Below are 15,944 nucleotides of genomic sequence, written 5' to 3'. Positions count from 1 at the left end.
ATAAAGTAGCTCAACCTTATCCCATTACCACTCGGCAATCATTCCCCACAAAATGGGGGGATAAAAATTGAATCTACGAGTAATTCTCTATGGACACTTCTATTACCTTTCCATTTAGGGTAAGTGAAATTTTCTCAATATTTATGTGTAAAGTGAACACAATATTTTAGAAATATATTTCTAAAGCAATTCCTTAACTCTTAAACTTTTTAAATGACTTTGTAAAAAACAGGCCATTTTTTTACCTAACGGTAGGTTGAAAAAAATATTAATGAATGATACGATTTATATAACCTTTTTTTAGGAGGCTTTATTATGAGCAAAAGTGCAGAAACACTCTCTTCAATTATGGAAGCAAGCTATCGACTGTTTGCCGGACATGGTATTACCAAAACGACTTATTCAATGATTGCTGAAGAAGTCGGAATTGCTAAACCGTCCATTTATTATTACTTTAAATCTAAAGATGCATTAATCGAATGTATTTTCACAGAATTATGTGCTGCGATGCAGTTTTCTTCCTTCTTCCATACAGAAGAGTTTACGAAAGAAAATTTTATTGAGAAATGCATTGAAATTGGATTCAAAATAATTGATGAACAGCAGAACGATCCTTATTTTAATCGTGTGTTGCAAGAATATGTATTACTATCTTCAAGAAATGATATGTACAAAGATCGATTACTAACTGTGCAAACAGAATATTTACAAGGATTTGAATCCCTCCTTACAAAAGCAAATGAGCTTCAATTAATTGAAAATAAAAATCTAGTTTCAAAAGCTCATATGTTAGCATTAGTGCTTGATAATGTCGGGAATTTTATGATGTTACATGTGGATATAGATTATAGACAAATATGGATGGAAGCTGTAAACAGTATTTTTGAAAGAAGGGATTGAATTGAATACTAAAAAACGAATTATCGGCTTAGACTTTGCTAGGGCCTTGGCGATGTTTGGTATGCTGCTTGTTAATTTTATGGTTATAACAGGTGCAGAAGGAAATGGTCCCCCATTTTTAATAACCTTCATGTCACTTTTTGAAGGTAGAGCTTCTGCCTTGTTTGTTATACTTGCTGGAATTGGCATATCTTTAATGACTAGATCCTCTGTTGCTAGAAATGAAAAAATAAAAATTTCTAATAGCCGAAAGATCATATGGAAACGGGCACTATTCTTATTTATTTTAGGATTACTTTTATACGTAATGGAGTGGACTGGGGATATATTACACTACTATGGTGTTTACCTTTTCGTTGCTGCCTTACTCATTACAGTCCGAAAAAAAGCATTACTCTTCTTATCTATTATTATCCTACTCTTGGCACAATCTCTTCAGCTTACTTTCAATGCTTTCGAAGGTTGGGGAGGCCCTACTCCATTTATAAACTATGTAGACTTCTGGACAGTTAACGGTTTTCTTCGCAATTTATTCTTTAATGGTTATCACCCTTTTTTCCCATGGTTTTCATTCTTCTTAATCGGTATGATAATTGGCAGATTAGATCTTCATAATAAAAAGATTAGAGATAGGTTGCTCTTGCTCGGTATTACATTCACCATACTGATAGAACTTTTATCAAAAGGGCTCACGTACTACTTCATTCCACACATTAGCAAAGCAACTGCTACATTTTTGTTTAATACAGGACCCATTTTACCAAATGTATTGTACATTTTATCTGCAACAGGATCTGCTATTGCTATATTAATACTTTGCCTCTATATCACTGAAAAATATGAAAATAATTGGTTTGTTACTTCCATTATACAAACAGGTCAATTAACATTAACTCATTATGTAAGTCATGTATTTATCGGGATTGGGACATTAATTCTATTCAATAGAATGGAACATCAAACACTACTTTTCGTTTTATTATTTGCTACTGTATTTTTCATTTTCAGTATTTTGTTTAGCGTATTATGGAGAAAGAAATTTTCTAGAGGACCTATCGAATGGATTATGAGGAAATTAGCTAGTTAATTTACCTCCATACGAAAAAGGAAGTTGGAATCATTCCAACTTCCTTTTTTCTTTAATTAGCTGCACTTAATTTAATTCTAAGTTTTGTTTCACCTAAAGAAAGTTCATCATCTTCGTTCGTTAAGTGACCAAATGTAAATTGTTTTACGAGTAAGTTTTCTTCCAATAAATCTTTATGGTTCGTTAACGTTCGTTGTAGTTCTTCTTCTGTATCGAGAATAACATCGACTCGTAAATTAACTGGTAAATTCAACTGTTTACGATATTCTTGAACCGCACGAATGAATTCACGCGCTACTCCTTCTTGTAACAATTCTTCCGTTACATTCGTATCTAACATAACCGTATATTGTCCGTTAGTCGTATTAGAGAATCCTGATTTTGCAACTTTCTCAACTAACACATCTTCAGCAGTTACAACTACTTTTTCTCCTGGTGTTGCTTCGTAAACTACTCTTTCTGTTGATACAAAGTTTTGTACTTCTTCTTGTGATAATTGTTTTAGCCAACCATTCACTGCATTCACATTTTTACCGAATTTCGGCCCCGCTGTTTTAAAATTGAGCTTCAATTGATATGATGTGTATTTTGTTTCATCGAGTTCAACATGGAACGCTTTTACATTTAACTCATCCATAACGATATCACGATAAGATTCCCAATCCATATCATTCTCGTTATGCTCAAGTAATACAAGTTCTGCTAGCGGCTGTTTTACTTTTAAAGAATGCTGATTACGGTTACTTCTTCCAAGTTCAACAACTTGTAAAACAGCATCCATTTCCGCTTCTAATTTCGGCTGAAGTAGTGATTCATTTACAACTGGATAATCAGCTAAATGAACGCTACTTCCTTCTAAATTAAGATGAATGTCTTCCGCGACAAACGGTGTGAATGGTGCAATTAATTTACTAATTGTTACAAGTACTTCATGAAGTGTCTCATACGCAGCAGCTTTTTCAGCGTTCATACCAGATTCCCAGAAACGATTACGTGAGCGTCTTACATACCAGTTACTCACTTCATCTACAAGTACTGCAATTTCACGAGCTGCATTCGTAAATTGATAATCATCAAGTGCTGTTCTCACTTTTTTCGTTGTACTATGCAATCTTGATAATACCCATTCGTCTAATTTCGTACGCTTTACATCATACGTTTCTTTCGGGTTATACTCATCTAAATTTGCATATAAAACGTAGAAGCTATACACATTGACTAATGTATCTACAAATTTAGATTTCGCTTCCAGTACGGTTCTTTCAGAAAAACGCTTCGCATTCCACGGAGCACTATCAACAAGTAAAGCCCATCTTAGCGCATCTGCACCAAACTTATCTACTAAATCAACTGGATCTAGTGCATTCCCTTTACTTTTAGACATTTTCTGACCTTCTTCATCTAAAACATGCCCTAGTGATAACACTCGTTTATACGGTACTTTTCCTGTATACAGTGCTGAGACTGCTAATAAACTATAAAACCAGCCGCGTGTTTGATCAATTCCTTCTGCAATAACATCAGCTGGAAACTGCTCTTCAAATAACTCTTTATTTTCAAATGGGTAATGATATTGTGCAAATGGCATGGAACCACTATCAAACCAAACATCAATTACTTCTGGTGTACGATTCATTGTGCCTCCGCATTTTTCGCAGCGGACTTGAACTTCATCTACATAAGGCTTATGCAATTCTAAATCTTCCGGTGTTTCTTTCGTACTATGCTTTCTTAATTCGGCAATGCTTTTCGGCGCAAACTGATGATCACAACTTTCACATTCCCACACGTTTAATGGCGTTCCCCAATATCTATTTCGGCTAATATTCCAGTCCACCATATTTTCTAAAAACTTACCAAATCGTCCATGTTTCATATGATCCGGATACCAAGTAACTGAATCATTATTTTGTAAAAATGTATCTTTAATTGCAGTTGTTCGGATTAACCAACTTTCTCCTGCATAATAAAGTAGTGGTGAATCACAACGCCAGCAATGTGGGTAGCTATGTTCATATTTTTCTTTATGATATAGCAAACCTTCTTTCGCTAAATAACGAACAATGTCAACGTCACAATCTTTTACAAATTTACCTTTCAAAAATGGTACCGCTTCTGTATACTCACCTTTTTCATCTACAACGTGCAAGAATGACAATCCTTCACTTTGAACAACTCTATAATCGTCCTCTCCATATGCTGGAGCAATATGAACAAGTCCTGTACCACTATCTGCCGTTACAAAATCTGCTGCGATAACGCGGTAACCATTTGTAACTTCTTTCATCGGAAATGGCGCTGTATAAGATGTGTTTAATAATTCTTCGCCTTTATGAACAGATAATACTTCATAGTTTTCTTTTAATACTTCTTGTACACGTTCTTTCGCAACAATGTATACATGACTTTCTTGTTTTGCTTTAACATATTCCATATTTGGATGTACAGCAAGCGCTACGTTTGCTGGAAGTGTCCAAGGCGTTGTTGTCCAACCTAAGAAATACTCATTTTCACTATCTTTCACTTTAAACTTCACAGTTGCACTTAAATCTTTTACTGTTTTATACCCTTGTGCAACCTCATGTGAGCTCAATGAGGTTTGGCAGCTTGGACAGTATGGTGAAACTCTATGTCCTTTATATAACAATCCTTTTTCATGGATTGTCCCCAAAATATGCCATACACTTTCAATATATGGATTCTTTAAAGTTACATATGGATCATCCATATCTACCCAATAACCAATACTTTCAGTGAATTCACGCCACTGCTTTTCATATGTGAAAACACTCTCTTTACACTTTTGAATAAATGGTTCAATGCCATATTCTTCGATCTCATGTTTACCAGAAATACCAAGTTGCTTCTCAACACCTAGTTCTACAGGTAAACCATGTGTATCCCATCCTGCTTTTCTTACTACTTTATAACCAGCCATCGTTTTATATCTTGCTACTAAATCTTTAATTGCCCGACCAAGTGCATGGCCGACGTGTGGTAAACCGTTCGCCGTTGGTGGTCCTTCATAAAACACAAACGATTGCGCGCCTTCTCGATTCTGAATTGATTGTTCAAAAATGCTTTGTTCGTTCCACTGCTTACGAATACGTGTTTCTCTCCCTACAGCTGACTCTTTAACATCTACTTTCTTCATCTACAATCACTCCTTTGAATGTTTTAAAAGCACACAAAAAACCCGTCCCTATGAAGTAGGGACGGGTTTACCCGCGTTACCACCCTAATTCTATTAGCTTTTTCACTAATAGCGCTTAGCAACGTACTATCATACGTGTTCTTTGTAACGGTAGACATCCGTCCGGGCTTACTCACTTTCAGCCTCGGCTCCTCGGAGATGATTTTCAAATAACGTCTGCCCACCGGCTTTCAGCAATATACCGGCTCTCTGGAGAACAGTTCACTATTTTACTCTTTCTCGTCTTCAGATTTGTATACTTTGTTAAAAGTTATTTTATGCCATTTGACAACTAATTGTCAACTAATTCAAAATATATCCTTATCTTTTCCCCTATTCTTATACAATTACTTTTCAAATTCTCGCAATGCTGCTAAATTTTCATCATCCTCAATAAGTTCAGCAAAGAATCCCAATTCATCCTCACGAAGGACAATTTCAAGCTCTTCCTTCGCCTCTTCATTTCTATTTAACTGTGCTAAATAACAAGCACGATCATATCTTGCTAACAAATCATTTGCATCCATTGTTAATACTTCATTTGCTATTTTTTCTGCCTTTACTGTTTGGCCGGCACCATGATATGAAGACGCTAAAGAAAGGAGAATTGCTGTTTCATTTGGATGATGTATAGAAGCATTTTCTAATACATGAATTGCCTCTTCAAACCTTTCTTGACTTTGATATATTTCTCCTAAAGCAAGAAATGCTCTACTTACGAACGGTGTTTGCTCCGTTAATTGTAAGGTAATCTTTTCTGCTTTTCTTTCTTCCCCTGCTTTAAAGAATACTTGTGCTTGCAGAAGAAGAGTATCATAATCATCTGGTAGTTCTCGAACCATTTGCTTCGTTAATTCCAAAGCATCTCTTAACATATCTTCTTCCTCACACTCAACGAAAAGATTTACAAGTTGCTTCGCTACTTCATAATCCCATCTATTTTCTAGTGACGTGTGCAAAATCTCTATTGCTTCTCTATTCATCTCTACATTCTCATAAAATAGCGCAAATCGCTGTGCTGCCATACTATTTTTCGGATTTAACTTTAAAGAGATTTCATATAAATCAATTATCATAGTAACCATTGAAATTTCTTTCGCACGATTTTTCATACGATAAAAAGCCCTCGTAATGATAGATCGTTTCGGCTGTTCATGCAGCTGGCGTTCAATCCATATTTCCGTAACCGCAGCTGCAGCATACATGAATGCTGTACTTCTTTCTGCTTTTTTCACCTTTAATGTATGAAGAAAATCTCGTATGTTAGACAATTTTTTATGTTGCTCTACTGCTTTTACATAAACATCAAATATACGTTCATTATCAAAATCTTTTTGTATTACTTTCATTGCAACTTCAATTGCTTTTACATTTCTTTTTTTCACTAATACTTTTGCATAATGATATAGTACTTCTATATGCTCACCATCTAATTGTAGCGCGTATTCAATCTGTGCTTGTTCTTTATCTATTTCATTCATCGCTCCGTACACATATGCAATCGCATCTAAACGCCATATTTCAGGTACTTCGTCCGCTAATTGTTCTAGTTCAATCAGCAATTCTTCCTGAAGGTTCATTTCTACTGAAAGCTGTGCCAAATATTCCATATTAATATGCAACGGCTCTTCTTTCATCGCCTGAACCATATGACTTTGTTCTTTAGAACGGTTTTCTTCTTTTTCGTATATTTCCGCAAGCTGTAAATGTACACCTACGAAATTCCCATCAAGCTCTAAACATGTTTCATACGCTTGTTTTGCTTCCGTCAATTGCCCTAATGCCATAAGTGTTTCACCAATTCGGTAATACGGTAATGCCGTTTCCTTTTGTTCTATCGCCTTATTATATCTTTTCATCGCTTGGCCATACTGTCCAATAGATTCATATAAAATACCTGCATAACAACCGTACTCACTTACTTCATTACTTTCTTTGTGTAACGTTCTTAAAAATGCTATACCTCGTTGTACAAATTCCGTTCCTTTAATTCGATTCACATATTCATCTAACGCACTTGCTACATTATAATCGCTTTTCTTTATACCATTTTCTAACTTAGATAGCGCTACTTTAAACCCTTCTTCATTTCCACCAAGTTCAAGTTCAGCATCCCATAAAACCATTCCTGCATTCATGAGGAAATCTTGGCTCTTTTCAATTTGCTTCTCAAGACCAAGAATGTATTCTTTTGCTTCCTTGTATTGTTCTCTTGCCATATACACTTGTGTAAGTCCGAAGTGAGAATAAACATCCTCATCGTTTTCTTCTAAAGCACGCTTATACAATACTTCTGCTTCTTCCAAGCTATCATTTTGAAAATGATAGTCCCCTAATTTTACGTAAAGAGGTGCTTTATCATCACAATTCTCAATACCATTTAATAAAATTTCTTTCGTACTTTTCTCATCCTTCAAATCAGATTCGTATATTTCTGAAAGTTTCGTATAAATGTAAGATGCATTACTATCCAAATGAATCGCTACTTTAAGCCCTTTTATTGCTAAATATAATTTTCCTAGTTGATGTGCACATCTCGCTCGTTCATACCATACATGTGCTTCATATTTATACTCTTTTAACAAGTCATTAAAAATTTCATATGCTTCTTCATATCTTTCTAAATCTATTAATATTAAACCGTGATTCGTTAAAGTGAACCTTTCAGGACTGCGCTCTAACGCAACTTGAGAGTATTGCAATGCTTTTTCAGATTGATCAATATACATATAGGATAAAGCGAGAAAACTCCAAGCAATAGGCTGATCTGCGTCTAATTGTAACGATGAACGAAAGCTTGAAATCGCTTCTATATAACTTTCCTGCTCAAAAGCATATCTTCCATTTATCAAATGATATAATGCACGATTATTTTTCTTCTCAACGCTTGTCAGCATTTGCTCCGCTTTCTCTACTTCCTGAAGACGAATAAAACACTGTGCACCATGCAATTTAACAAAGTCCGAGTTCGGAAACTTTTCCATTAACTTATCGATACAATATAAAATAAATTCTTTATCTACTTCAACATCTAAGTGCTTTATCGTATATAGCCACGTATTTGGATTATCGCTCGTTTCTTTTAAAAATTGTACTAAGTTACTAATTCCCTCTTTGTCATGTTCATCTAAATGATCCGTAAGAGAAAAAATAGATTTAAAATAACGATTTTCTTCCTCACTTAGAAACGCTAGTTGCGCCTTCTTTTCTTTCGGAACAAACGTGATTGCTAAACAGCCTGTATAACGATATTTTTCTTGTAATTTACTATATTCTACAAGAACTGGTTCTATAAAGTTTGGATCTTGAACATAGAAAGCTTGCAATGTATCATCATATCCAGATAGAACTTGTACATGTGAAGCATGCTCAATATCTATACTTAATAAAACAGGAATTCCTTCATCAATCAGTCTCTTATAATTCTCTTCATTCCCTTTAAAATAACGATATTCATAACCTAATTCTTCCAAATAAGAAACAGTATCTGAAAACTTCGATCCTGTCATATCAAAAATAAACTCTGCTATTTCATCTTGTGTACGTGTCTCTCCCCATATACGCAACATCATCTCTAAACTTGTCGGAACACAATAATTATCCTTTTGTACAATAGGAACTATCGGCAAGTGAACCTTTTTTCCATCCGGATTTTTTTCTAAATTATGATATAAAGATTCTTTTAAACTCTTTTCTTCTTTTAATAGCTTTTGTAAATCTGCAAATTTATTCATTTTGTACAGCGCTTCTGCACGTAAATGTACAAAGTAAGTGTTATAAGCATGATATGGCAGCTGAGTATTTATGTTATCTATTACCGCTAACATCTCTTCATATTGCTCTAAATCTAATAAATACTTTACCTTCTCAAAATGAAAATATGGTACTTGTGGGAACTTTACAATCGCATCATTAATTAACTGTATCGCACGTTTTTGTTCTCCTTTATTTGCATACAATTGTGATAATAAATAGGTAGATAACTCTTCACAATCTTCATGCTGCATGCCAGCAATAAATTGTTCTTCCGCTTTCTCCCATTCGCCTGTATGCATATAAACGTAGCCCCATTTATCAAACACTACGCGCGTACTATATTCCTCTGCTTTTTGCATATACATTAGCGCTTCTTCATTTCTTTTCATTTCTAAAAGACATCGTACTAATGTAAAATATGTTTTCGCTAAAAAATCTGCATCTATTTCTTCTTTACTTAACTCTTCTAAAGAAGATTTTAACAACTGCTCTGCTTCAAGAATTTTCCGCTCATCAATTAACTCATCACAATATAAAGAGAGCGTTCTCATATTTGGGAATTTTTTATAAGCGTAACGAATGAGGAATGAACTGTATTGGTGCATAAGCCCTTCATCAGTAAGGCGAATTAATATATCGAACTCCTTATGCGAAGTAATATTGGCAAGCCAATTCTTCACATAGGATAAAGTATTCGTTTCTTTTATATATGCAATTTCATTATTTATTTCCTGTAATCCATCTACAAATCTCTTGTCTTTTAAACAAGTTTCTAACTGCTTAAAATCTAGCATGCATTCACCTCGAATTTATATTTATACTGCTACTTGCTTAGATTTTACACACCATATAGTATGTATTCAACTAAAATCTCTTATAATGGATGGTATTAATTAATATTATTCAAATTTATAACAAAATATAGTAAAAATGATTGTTTTTCTCCGTATTTTGTTTAATTATATGGAATAACGTAACATGCGGTTTTAATCTTGTAGAAGCTGAAATTAGTACATAAAATTATATCAGCGATAATTCAAATATATCGGCGATTTTCAAATTATATCGACATTAAACGACGATCCTTATATATCATGACTTTTAACATACTATGTCACCAAATGTAATTTTCATATTCGGAGCGTATACTAAAGAAGAATGCACATGAAATATTTTAAAAAATCGCAGTTCAGCTTCATATTGAGCTAGCGCATCATCATATGTTAATCCTCTAGCCATTAAACGTTCTACAAATTGTTGCTTATCACCCGGATCACCTGCAATCCCCTCTTCTTTTAATGATTGATACAAATCGTTTTTATCATTGTGATGCATATTTGAATCTAAAAAGTTCACTTTATCGCTTACTCTACATTCAATATTTTTCACACCTAATTCACTTAAATATATTGGTATTTTCATACCAATATTTCCATCTTTTCCACTCCTCTGCGTGTCACTTTCAAATAAATTCTGCAAAATGCCTAGCTGGATAATTTCCGATTGGTTCTCTCCATCCAAAGTGTATGAAGACATATTTGATATCCAATGTGGTTCAAAACAGATTATTTTCCCGCCACTTTTAACTGAATGAATCATTTTTTGTAGCATCGTTTTTGGTGAACTCATATGTAATAAGAAGGCATGACAAATTGCTATATCGTATGTATCGTTCAATTCAATTTCTATAGCATCTCCCTCCAGAAATTCTGACTCGTACGGAAGTGAACGAAACAACTCTCTCGCTTCAGCTAATAATGTTTCTCCACTATCAATGCCTGTATACTTTGATCCTTCTGGAAGTAAAGGCATTAATAATAAGCCTAAATAACCATATCCACAACCATAATCAACAACATGGACTGGCTCAGAAATCTTCCAAACTGAATTCACTAGAAAACTTACATAATCGCTATTGTAATATAAATCTCTCGTATTTTTTAAATACGCTAGTTTACTGTTCCAATCGTATGTTTCCAACCTCTAACGCCTCCTTTTATATACACCCCTTACAATTCTCCATTTAACAAAACATTCCTACATTTTTAACAATTACCCAAGAAATTGGTTTTAATAAGGTGAGATTACTGCTTACATGACTCCTATACCAAATAAAAAGGCATACATATCTGTAATGATACATACACCTTTTATGCTACATCTCCTCAGGAGCCTCCACCCCAAGTAAACGTAATCCTTCTTTTAATACAACCGTCACAGCATAAACCAATGCGAGTCTGCTGTCTTTTTCTTCACTCTCTTCTAATATACGAACATTACCGTAATATTTATTGAACGATTGTGCTACATCTAATACATATTTCGAAATAATCGATGGCTCATTTTTATTGAAAGCTGCTTCAATTACTTGTGGGAATTTGTTTAGTAATTTTACGACACTCCAGCTATGATCGTCTTTTAAAGCAAACGTACATGTTTCAAATTCTACACTTTCTTTTCTTAAAATAGAGCAAGCACGTGCATGTGTGTACTGTACGTAAAGGCCTGTTTCTCCTTCAAATTTCAGCATGTTTTCTAATGAGAATTCAATATTGTGCATACGCTCATTTTTTAAATCGTGGAAGATGATTGCACCAACACCGACTTGCTTTGCTACTACTTCTTTTTGTTTTAAGTTTGGATTTTTCTCTTCAATATTTTGTTTTGCAAGTTCGATTGCTTCTTCGAGTACTTCTTCAAGTAAAATAACTCTTCCTTTACGTGTCGACATTTTCTTACCATCTTTTAAAATGAAGCCAAACGGTACGTGTTCCATACCATCAACCCAAGTATAGCCAAGTTTTTTTAATACGGTGAAAAATTGATTGAAATGTAAGCTTTGTTCTGGACCAACAACATATAGCGCTTTATCAAACCCATAAGTGTTTTGACGATATAAAGCTGCCGTTAAGTCACGCGTTGCATAAATCGTCGCACCATCTGATTTCCTAATTAAGCAAGGCGGCATTCCTTCTTCTTCTAAATTAACGACTAATGCACCTTCTGATTCTTCAAGCAACTCATGTTCTTCTAAAATCCCAATAAAATCTTCCATTAAATTATTATAAAATGCTTCTCCCTGAAAATTAGTAAATTCTACGCCGAGAAGTTCATAAATGCGCGAAAATTCTTTAAGGGACTCATGACGGAACCAATTCCAAAGCTCTACCGCTTCTTCGTCACCTTCTTCTAATTTCTTAAACCAAGCACGTCCTTCTTCTTCTAGTTCTTCGTCGTCTTTTACCTCTTCATGGAATTGGACATATAACTTAAATAGCTCACGTATTGGATCTTCTTTAACTACTGCTTCATTTCCCCATTTTTTATAAGCCGTAATTAACTTTCCAAACTGTGTTCCCCAATCTCCTATATAATTAATCCCTACAACTTCATAGCCACATTTTTCAGCGATATGTTTCAGCGAATTTCCTATCATTGTAGAACGTAAATGCCCCATCGAAAAAGGTTTCGCGATATTAGGAGAGGAATAATCAATTACTACTGTTTTTTCACAGCCAAAGTGGTTTTGACCGAACTCTTCTTTCTCCGCTAAAACTGTTTTTAATACTGCATCACTTACAGTTTCACGATTGAAAAATACATTTACATACGGACCAACGGCTTCTACTTTCGTAAAAAACGGATCATTTAATTTCTCAGCAACTTCCTTTGCGATAAGAGCTGGTGCTTTTTTATATTGCTTCGCTAATGAAAAACATGGGAACGCTGCATCTCCAAATTCATCTTGTTTCGGTGTTTCAATTAAATCTAAAATTTGTTTTTGCGTTAATTCATTCGTGAAAATATTAGATAAACTTTCCGCAAACTGCATTTTATAATCCATGATACAACCTCCTTATTTTTTAAAACACAAAAAACTCGTCTCTAAAAAAGAGACGAGTTTTAACCCGTGGTACCACCCTTGTTGTTCGTTACGAACCACTTTCCCGTTTATAACGAGGACAGGGGGGCCTCGGCTTTCTCTACTATTCGTTCAAGAAGCATCTCCGAAGTGCGCTTCATCTTTTTCTTCCGTACTAGGCTCACACCATCCCTAGCTCGCTTTCCTTCTAAAAAAGACTACTCTCTTCATCACAGACAGTATATTTAATTAATTATTGCTTATTATACATCTTTTCAAACAATTAGCAAGGGTCAATTACACCAAAATGAAACTTAGCACTTTTTCTTTTGTATACATAAAAATTGTGTTTTTCAAATCTAGAACTACGAAAATGATCTTTTAAAACAACACGTTTTCTCGCCACTCGTTTTGCCTCCGCAATTGTTTCGTCAGTAATATCATGATACAAAGCGAAGTGTTTTAATCCTTTAATTCCATCGGATTCTATGACAGTTTCTTCAAACATCGGATCAAGGTAAACGACATCATAACTATTGTCTTCACATTGCGCTAAAAATGAAAAATGCTCCGTTTGCTTTACTTGGATTCTTTGCATTGCTTCATCGATTTCAGAAACAGATGAAGACCATGTTTTCAAACCATTTTCCATAATATAAGCCATATATTCATTGCCTTCAAGTCCTGTTACTGTTCCACTTTCACCAACAACATAACTAGCTACAACACTATCTGATGCCATACCAAGCGTACAATCTAACACTCTCATTCCGCTCTCTAATTTAGCAGCTTGTACAAACGGATCGTGCTCTCCACGCATTAACCTTTTCACACGAAACATCGCTGAGTTCGGATGAAAGAAAAATGATTCTTCCGTACCTTTCGGATAAATAGCTAATCGGTTCTTTCCTACGACAAGTACATCTTGTTCATACTGTTCATGCAGCTTATGTACTGGTATGTCATTACGTTTAACGAAAGAAGCATTTAATTCTGCTGCTACCTTGTTTGCATAATCTGTCATTTCTTTGTTCGTTCTTCCTGCTGTTGTTACTATCATTCTTTCACCTCTATATAAAGAAAAGAGGGAGATTTACTCTCCCCCTTCTTTTAGCAATTCTTTTCGAAAGCTTGCTCTAAGTTCGTAATAATTTCGTCCATAGTTGCACCTTCAATTTCATGACGGTGAATGAAGTGAACAACTTCTTTTCCTTTTAATAATGCCATAGATGGTGAAGATGGAGGAATTTCTCCGAAGTATTCACGCATTTTTGCAGTAGCATCTTTATCTTGACCTGCGAATACAGTTACAAGATGATCAGGTTGTTTTTCAGCACGAACAACCGCTTGACCTGCTGATGGACGTGCTAAACCAGCTGCACAACCACAAACAGAGTTTACAACTACTAAAGTTGTACCTGATGTATTTTCCATAAATTCTGTTACAGCTTCTTCTGTAGTTAACTCTTCAAACCCAGAACGCACTAACTCTTGGCGCATTGGGATTACCATTTGGCGCATGTATTCTTCATAAGCATTTGACATCTTGTAATCTCTCCTTCAACTTTCATTCCAAATTCATCATATCACGCTCTATTAATAGGTGCAAAAGAAAGATAACGATGATTTCATTTTTTTGTAGGGATTTCACAAACCCCACCGCGGCAATGTCCCACTGGAACAAGTTTTCTATTATTAGCGATATAATCGTATACTTTACTTCCAAAACCAAGTACGATGGATAGCTTTATAAAAGGAACGGCAAACCAATAAGATGGAACGGCCTTTGCTAATACATCTATGCTCTGAATGCCGTCATACCACTTATTATTTTTAAAAATATACAGTCTTTGTTCCATCTTACTTTGTAGTTCTTGAGAAAGCTTATATTTCTCAACTACATCTTCATTTCGAAATGAAACAAATTTCATCTTACCCTTTTTATCTAATTTTTTCGTACGTTCTGCAACGGCCGTACACATCGGACACCAACTATCATAGAAAACAATCATACATTATTCCCCTTTACGAGACTCCGTCATTTGTTTCCATACAGAACCTTTTGCTACTTCTCCGCCTTCAATACGCTCTAATGCTAGACGTGCTTGCATCGCTACTTCAAACTCTGGATCATCTTGCGCTGCTTTTAATGCTGGAATCGCACTTTCATCTCCAAGTTCAAATAAGAACATCGCTGCACGCCAGCGTACTAATTTACTTGGATCTTTCAGAGATTTAATCATAACGAACATCGCTGCCGGATCACCTACATCTGATAAACAATCTCCTGCAGTACGACGAACACTTACAGAGCGATCTAACAACGCTTTATATAATAACGGTAATACTTCATCACCTTTTACCATACCTAAATACGCTGTTGCTAAACGGCGTATTGAAACTTTTTCATCATCTAACGCCATCTTCAACACTGGAATATCTTCTTCAGTAGGATCCATTTGTTCTAATGCTGCAAAACGGTTTTTCCAGTCAGAATCTTTCATCATCTCTTCTGTTACTTTATATGGCTCACGCTTTTGAATCGTTACTTCAACAGCACCTGCTTGATTTAATAATTCTTTAACCGTTTCATTTACACGTTCTTCTGAATAAGCAGCAACAATCTCTTCTACTACTTCTTTCCCGATTTCTTCAAAATTACCGTAACGTGTACTTTGTTCTACCCATTTACGCTCTTTTACAACGTTTGGTGCAGACATTTGTACTTTCATAATTGATTCTTTGAAACGATCTGGTAAGCCAACGCGTTCTTCCGATGTTCCATCTGTTAACTTTACTTGCATTGGAATTGTAAAGAACATTTGAACAAACACTTTCACTTCTCCAAAATGAGACAGTTGTTGTTCTTCACTTTCTTCCACTACTTCTTCGCCAAAAACAGCACGAACTTGTTGTAATAATACTTTCCAGTCATACTTTGCATTTCGCTCGACTGCTAAAAAGTCAGCTACATGATACACACCTTTAATGCCTTCAATTTTCAAAATTTCTTGCACTTGCATTGGTGCTTGTTCTTTATTTTCATTTGTATAATTATTACGCGCTCCTGATGGTAATACTTCATTCAAAATAACTTTCATTGTATTTGGACTTGGCGTCGGTTCAATTGCTTTAATCTTCACGTA

Annotated in this window: 10 protein-coding genes and 2 other annotated features; of the genes, 2 read left to right on the top strand and 8 right to left on the bottom strand. The window is 35.0% G+C overall.

Annotation, left to right across the window (positions count from 1 at the left end; all coding sequences use genetic code 11):
- The first annotated feature begins 315 nt into the window (after positions 1–315).
- A complete protein-coding gene (locus ATL10_RS04860; protein ID WP_016512885.1) occupies positions 316–900 on the top strand; it encodes a TetR/AcrR family transcriptional regulator in 585 nt (194 codons plus the stop codon).
- A 1-nt stretch (position 901) separates the two neighbouring features.
- Positions 902–1,987, top strand: coding sequence for a DUF418 domain-containing protein (locus tag ATL10_RS04855; protein WP_142669931.1), 1,086 nt, complete (start codon positions 902–904; stop codon positions 1,985–1,987).
- 52 nt (positions 1,988–2,039) lie between these two features.
- Here the strand turns inward: ATL10_RS04855 and ileS are convergent, their stop codons facing one another.
- The 8 genes from ileS to ATL10_RS04815 all read right to left on the bottom strand — a co-directional run bounded on the left by ileS (position 2,040) and on the right by ATL10_RS04815 (position 15,941).
- Positions 2,040–5,141, bottom strand: a complete 3,102-nt coding sequence (gene ileS / locus ATL10_RS04850; RefSeq protein WP_098508771.1) for an isoleucine--tRNA ligase — start codon at positions 5,139–5,141, stop codon at positions 2,040–2,042.
- Between the two features lie 54 nt (positions 5,142–5,195).
- Positions 5,196–5,436: a binding site (T-box leader), on the bottom strand.
- A gap of 91 nt (positions 5,437–5,527) precedes the next feature.
- Positions 5,528–9,730 carry a bacteriocin-processing peptidase family protein gene (locus tag ATL10_RS04845; protein WP_110496526.1) on the bottom strand — a complete coding sequence of 1,401 codons (4,203 nt, stop codon included), beginning with the start codon at positions 9,728–9,730 and terminating at the stop codon, positions 5,528–5,530.
- Positions 9,731–10,037: 307 nt separating this feature from the next.
- Positions 10,038–10,916: a class I SAM-dependent methyltransferase gene (locus ATL10_RS04840; protein ID WP_053564639.1), complete on the bottom strand. Its 879-nt coding sequence runs from the start codon at positions 10,914–10,916 to the stop codon at positions 10,038–10,040.
- Positions 10,917–11,091: 175 nt separating this feature from the next.
- Positions 11,092–12,780, bottom strand: a complete 1,689-nt coding sequence (gene argS / locus ATL10_RS04835; RefSeq protein ID WP_100910325.1) for an arginine--tRNA ligase — start codon at positions 12,778–12,780, stop codon at positions 11,092–11,094.
- A 45-nt stretch (positions 12,781–12,825) separates the two neighbouring features.
- Positions 12,826–13,041, bottom strand: a binding site (T-box leader).
- A 40-nt stretch (positions 13,042–13,081) separates the two neighbouring features.
- Entirely contained in the window at positions 13,082–13,858 is a 777-nt protein-coding gene (locus ATL10_RS04830; RefSeq protein WP_110496524.1) for a class I SAM-dependent methyltransferase, read from the bottom strand.
- Between the two features lie 50 nt (positions 13,859–13,908).
- Positions 13,909–14,343, bottom strand: a complete 435-nt coding sequence (locus ATL10_RS04825) for a BrxA/BrxB family bacilliredoxin (RefSeq protein ID WP_000063706.1) — start codon at positions 14,341–14,343, stop codon at positions 13,909–13,911.
- Positions 14,344–14,426: 83 nt separating this feature from the next.
- Complete coding sequence (locus tag ATL10_RS04820) at positions 14,427–14,810, bottom strand: thiol-disulfide oxidoreductase DCC family protein (protein WP_000634891.1); 384 nt, start codon at positions 14,808–14,810, stop codon at positions 14,427–14,429.
- 3 nt (positions 14,811–14,813) lie between these two features.
- Complete coding sequence (locus ATL10_RS04815) at positions 14,814–15,941, bottom strand: conserved virulence factor C family protein (protein WP_110496523.1); 1,128 nt, start codon at positions 15,939–15,941, stop codon at positions 14,814–14,816.
- Positions 15,942–15,944: the final 3 nt, after the last annotated feature.

This window comes from Bacillus sp. 196mf (genome assembly GCF_003217275.1).
Classification (GTDB): Bacteria; Bacillota; Bacilli; order Bacillales; family Bacillaceae_G; genus Bacillus_A; species Bacillus_A thuringiensis_S.
This window is presented reverse-complemented; position numbering and strand designations above follow the sequence as displayed.

Coding starts and splice junctions, on each gene's coding strand:
- argS (WP_100910325.1), bottom strand. CDS start 12,780: ATGGATTATAAAATGCAGTTTGCGGAAAGTTTATCTAATATTTTCACG.
- ileS (WP_098508771.1), bottom strand. CDS start 5,141: ATGAAGAAAGTAGATGTTAAAGAGTCAGCTGTAGGGAGAGAAACACGT.
- ATL10_RS04860 (WP_016512885.1), top strand. CDS start 316: ATGAGCAAAAGTGCAGAAACACTCTCTTCAATTATGGAAGCAAGCTAT.
- ATL10_RS04820 (WP_000634891.1), bottom strand. CDS start 14,810: ATGATTGTTTTCTATGATAGTTGGTGTCCGATGTGTACGGCCGTTGCA.
- ATL10_RS04825 (WP_000063706.1), bottom strand. CDS start 14,343: ATGTCAAATGCTTATGAAGAATACATGCGCCAAATGGTAATCCCAATG.
- ATL10_RS04845 (WP_110496526.1), bottom strand. CDS start 9,730: ATGCTAGATTTTAAGCAGTTAGAAACTTGTTTAAAAGACAAGAGATTT.
- ATL10_RS04830 (WP_110496524.1), bottom strand. CDS start 13,858: ATGATAGTAACAACAGCAGGAAGAACGAACAAAGAAATGACAGATTAT.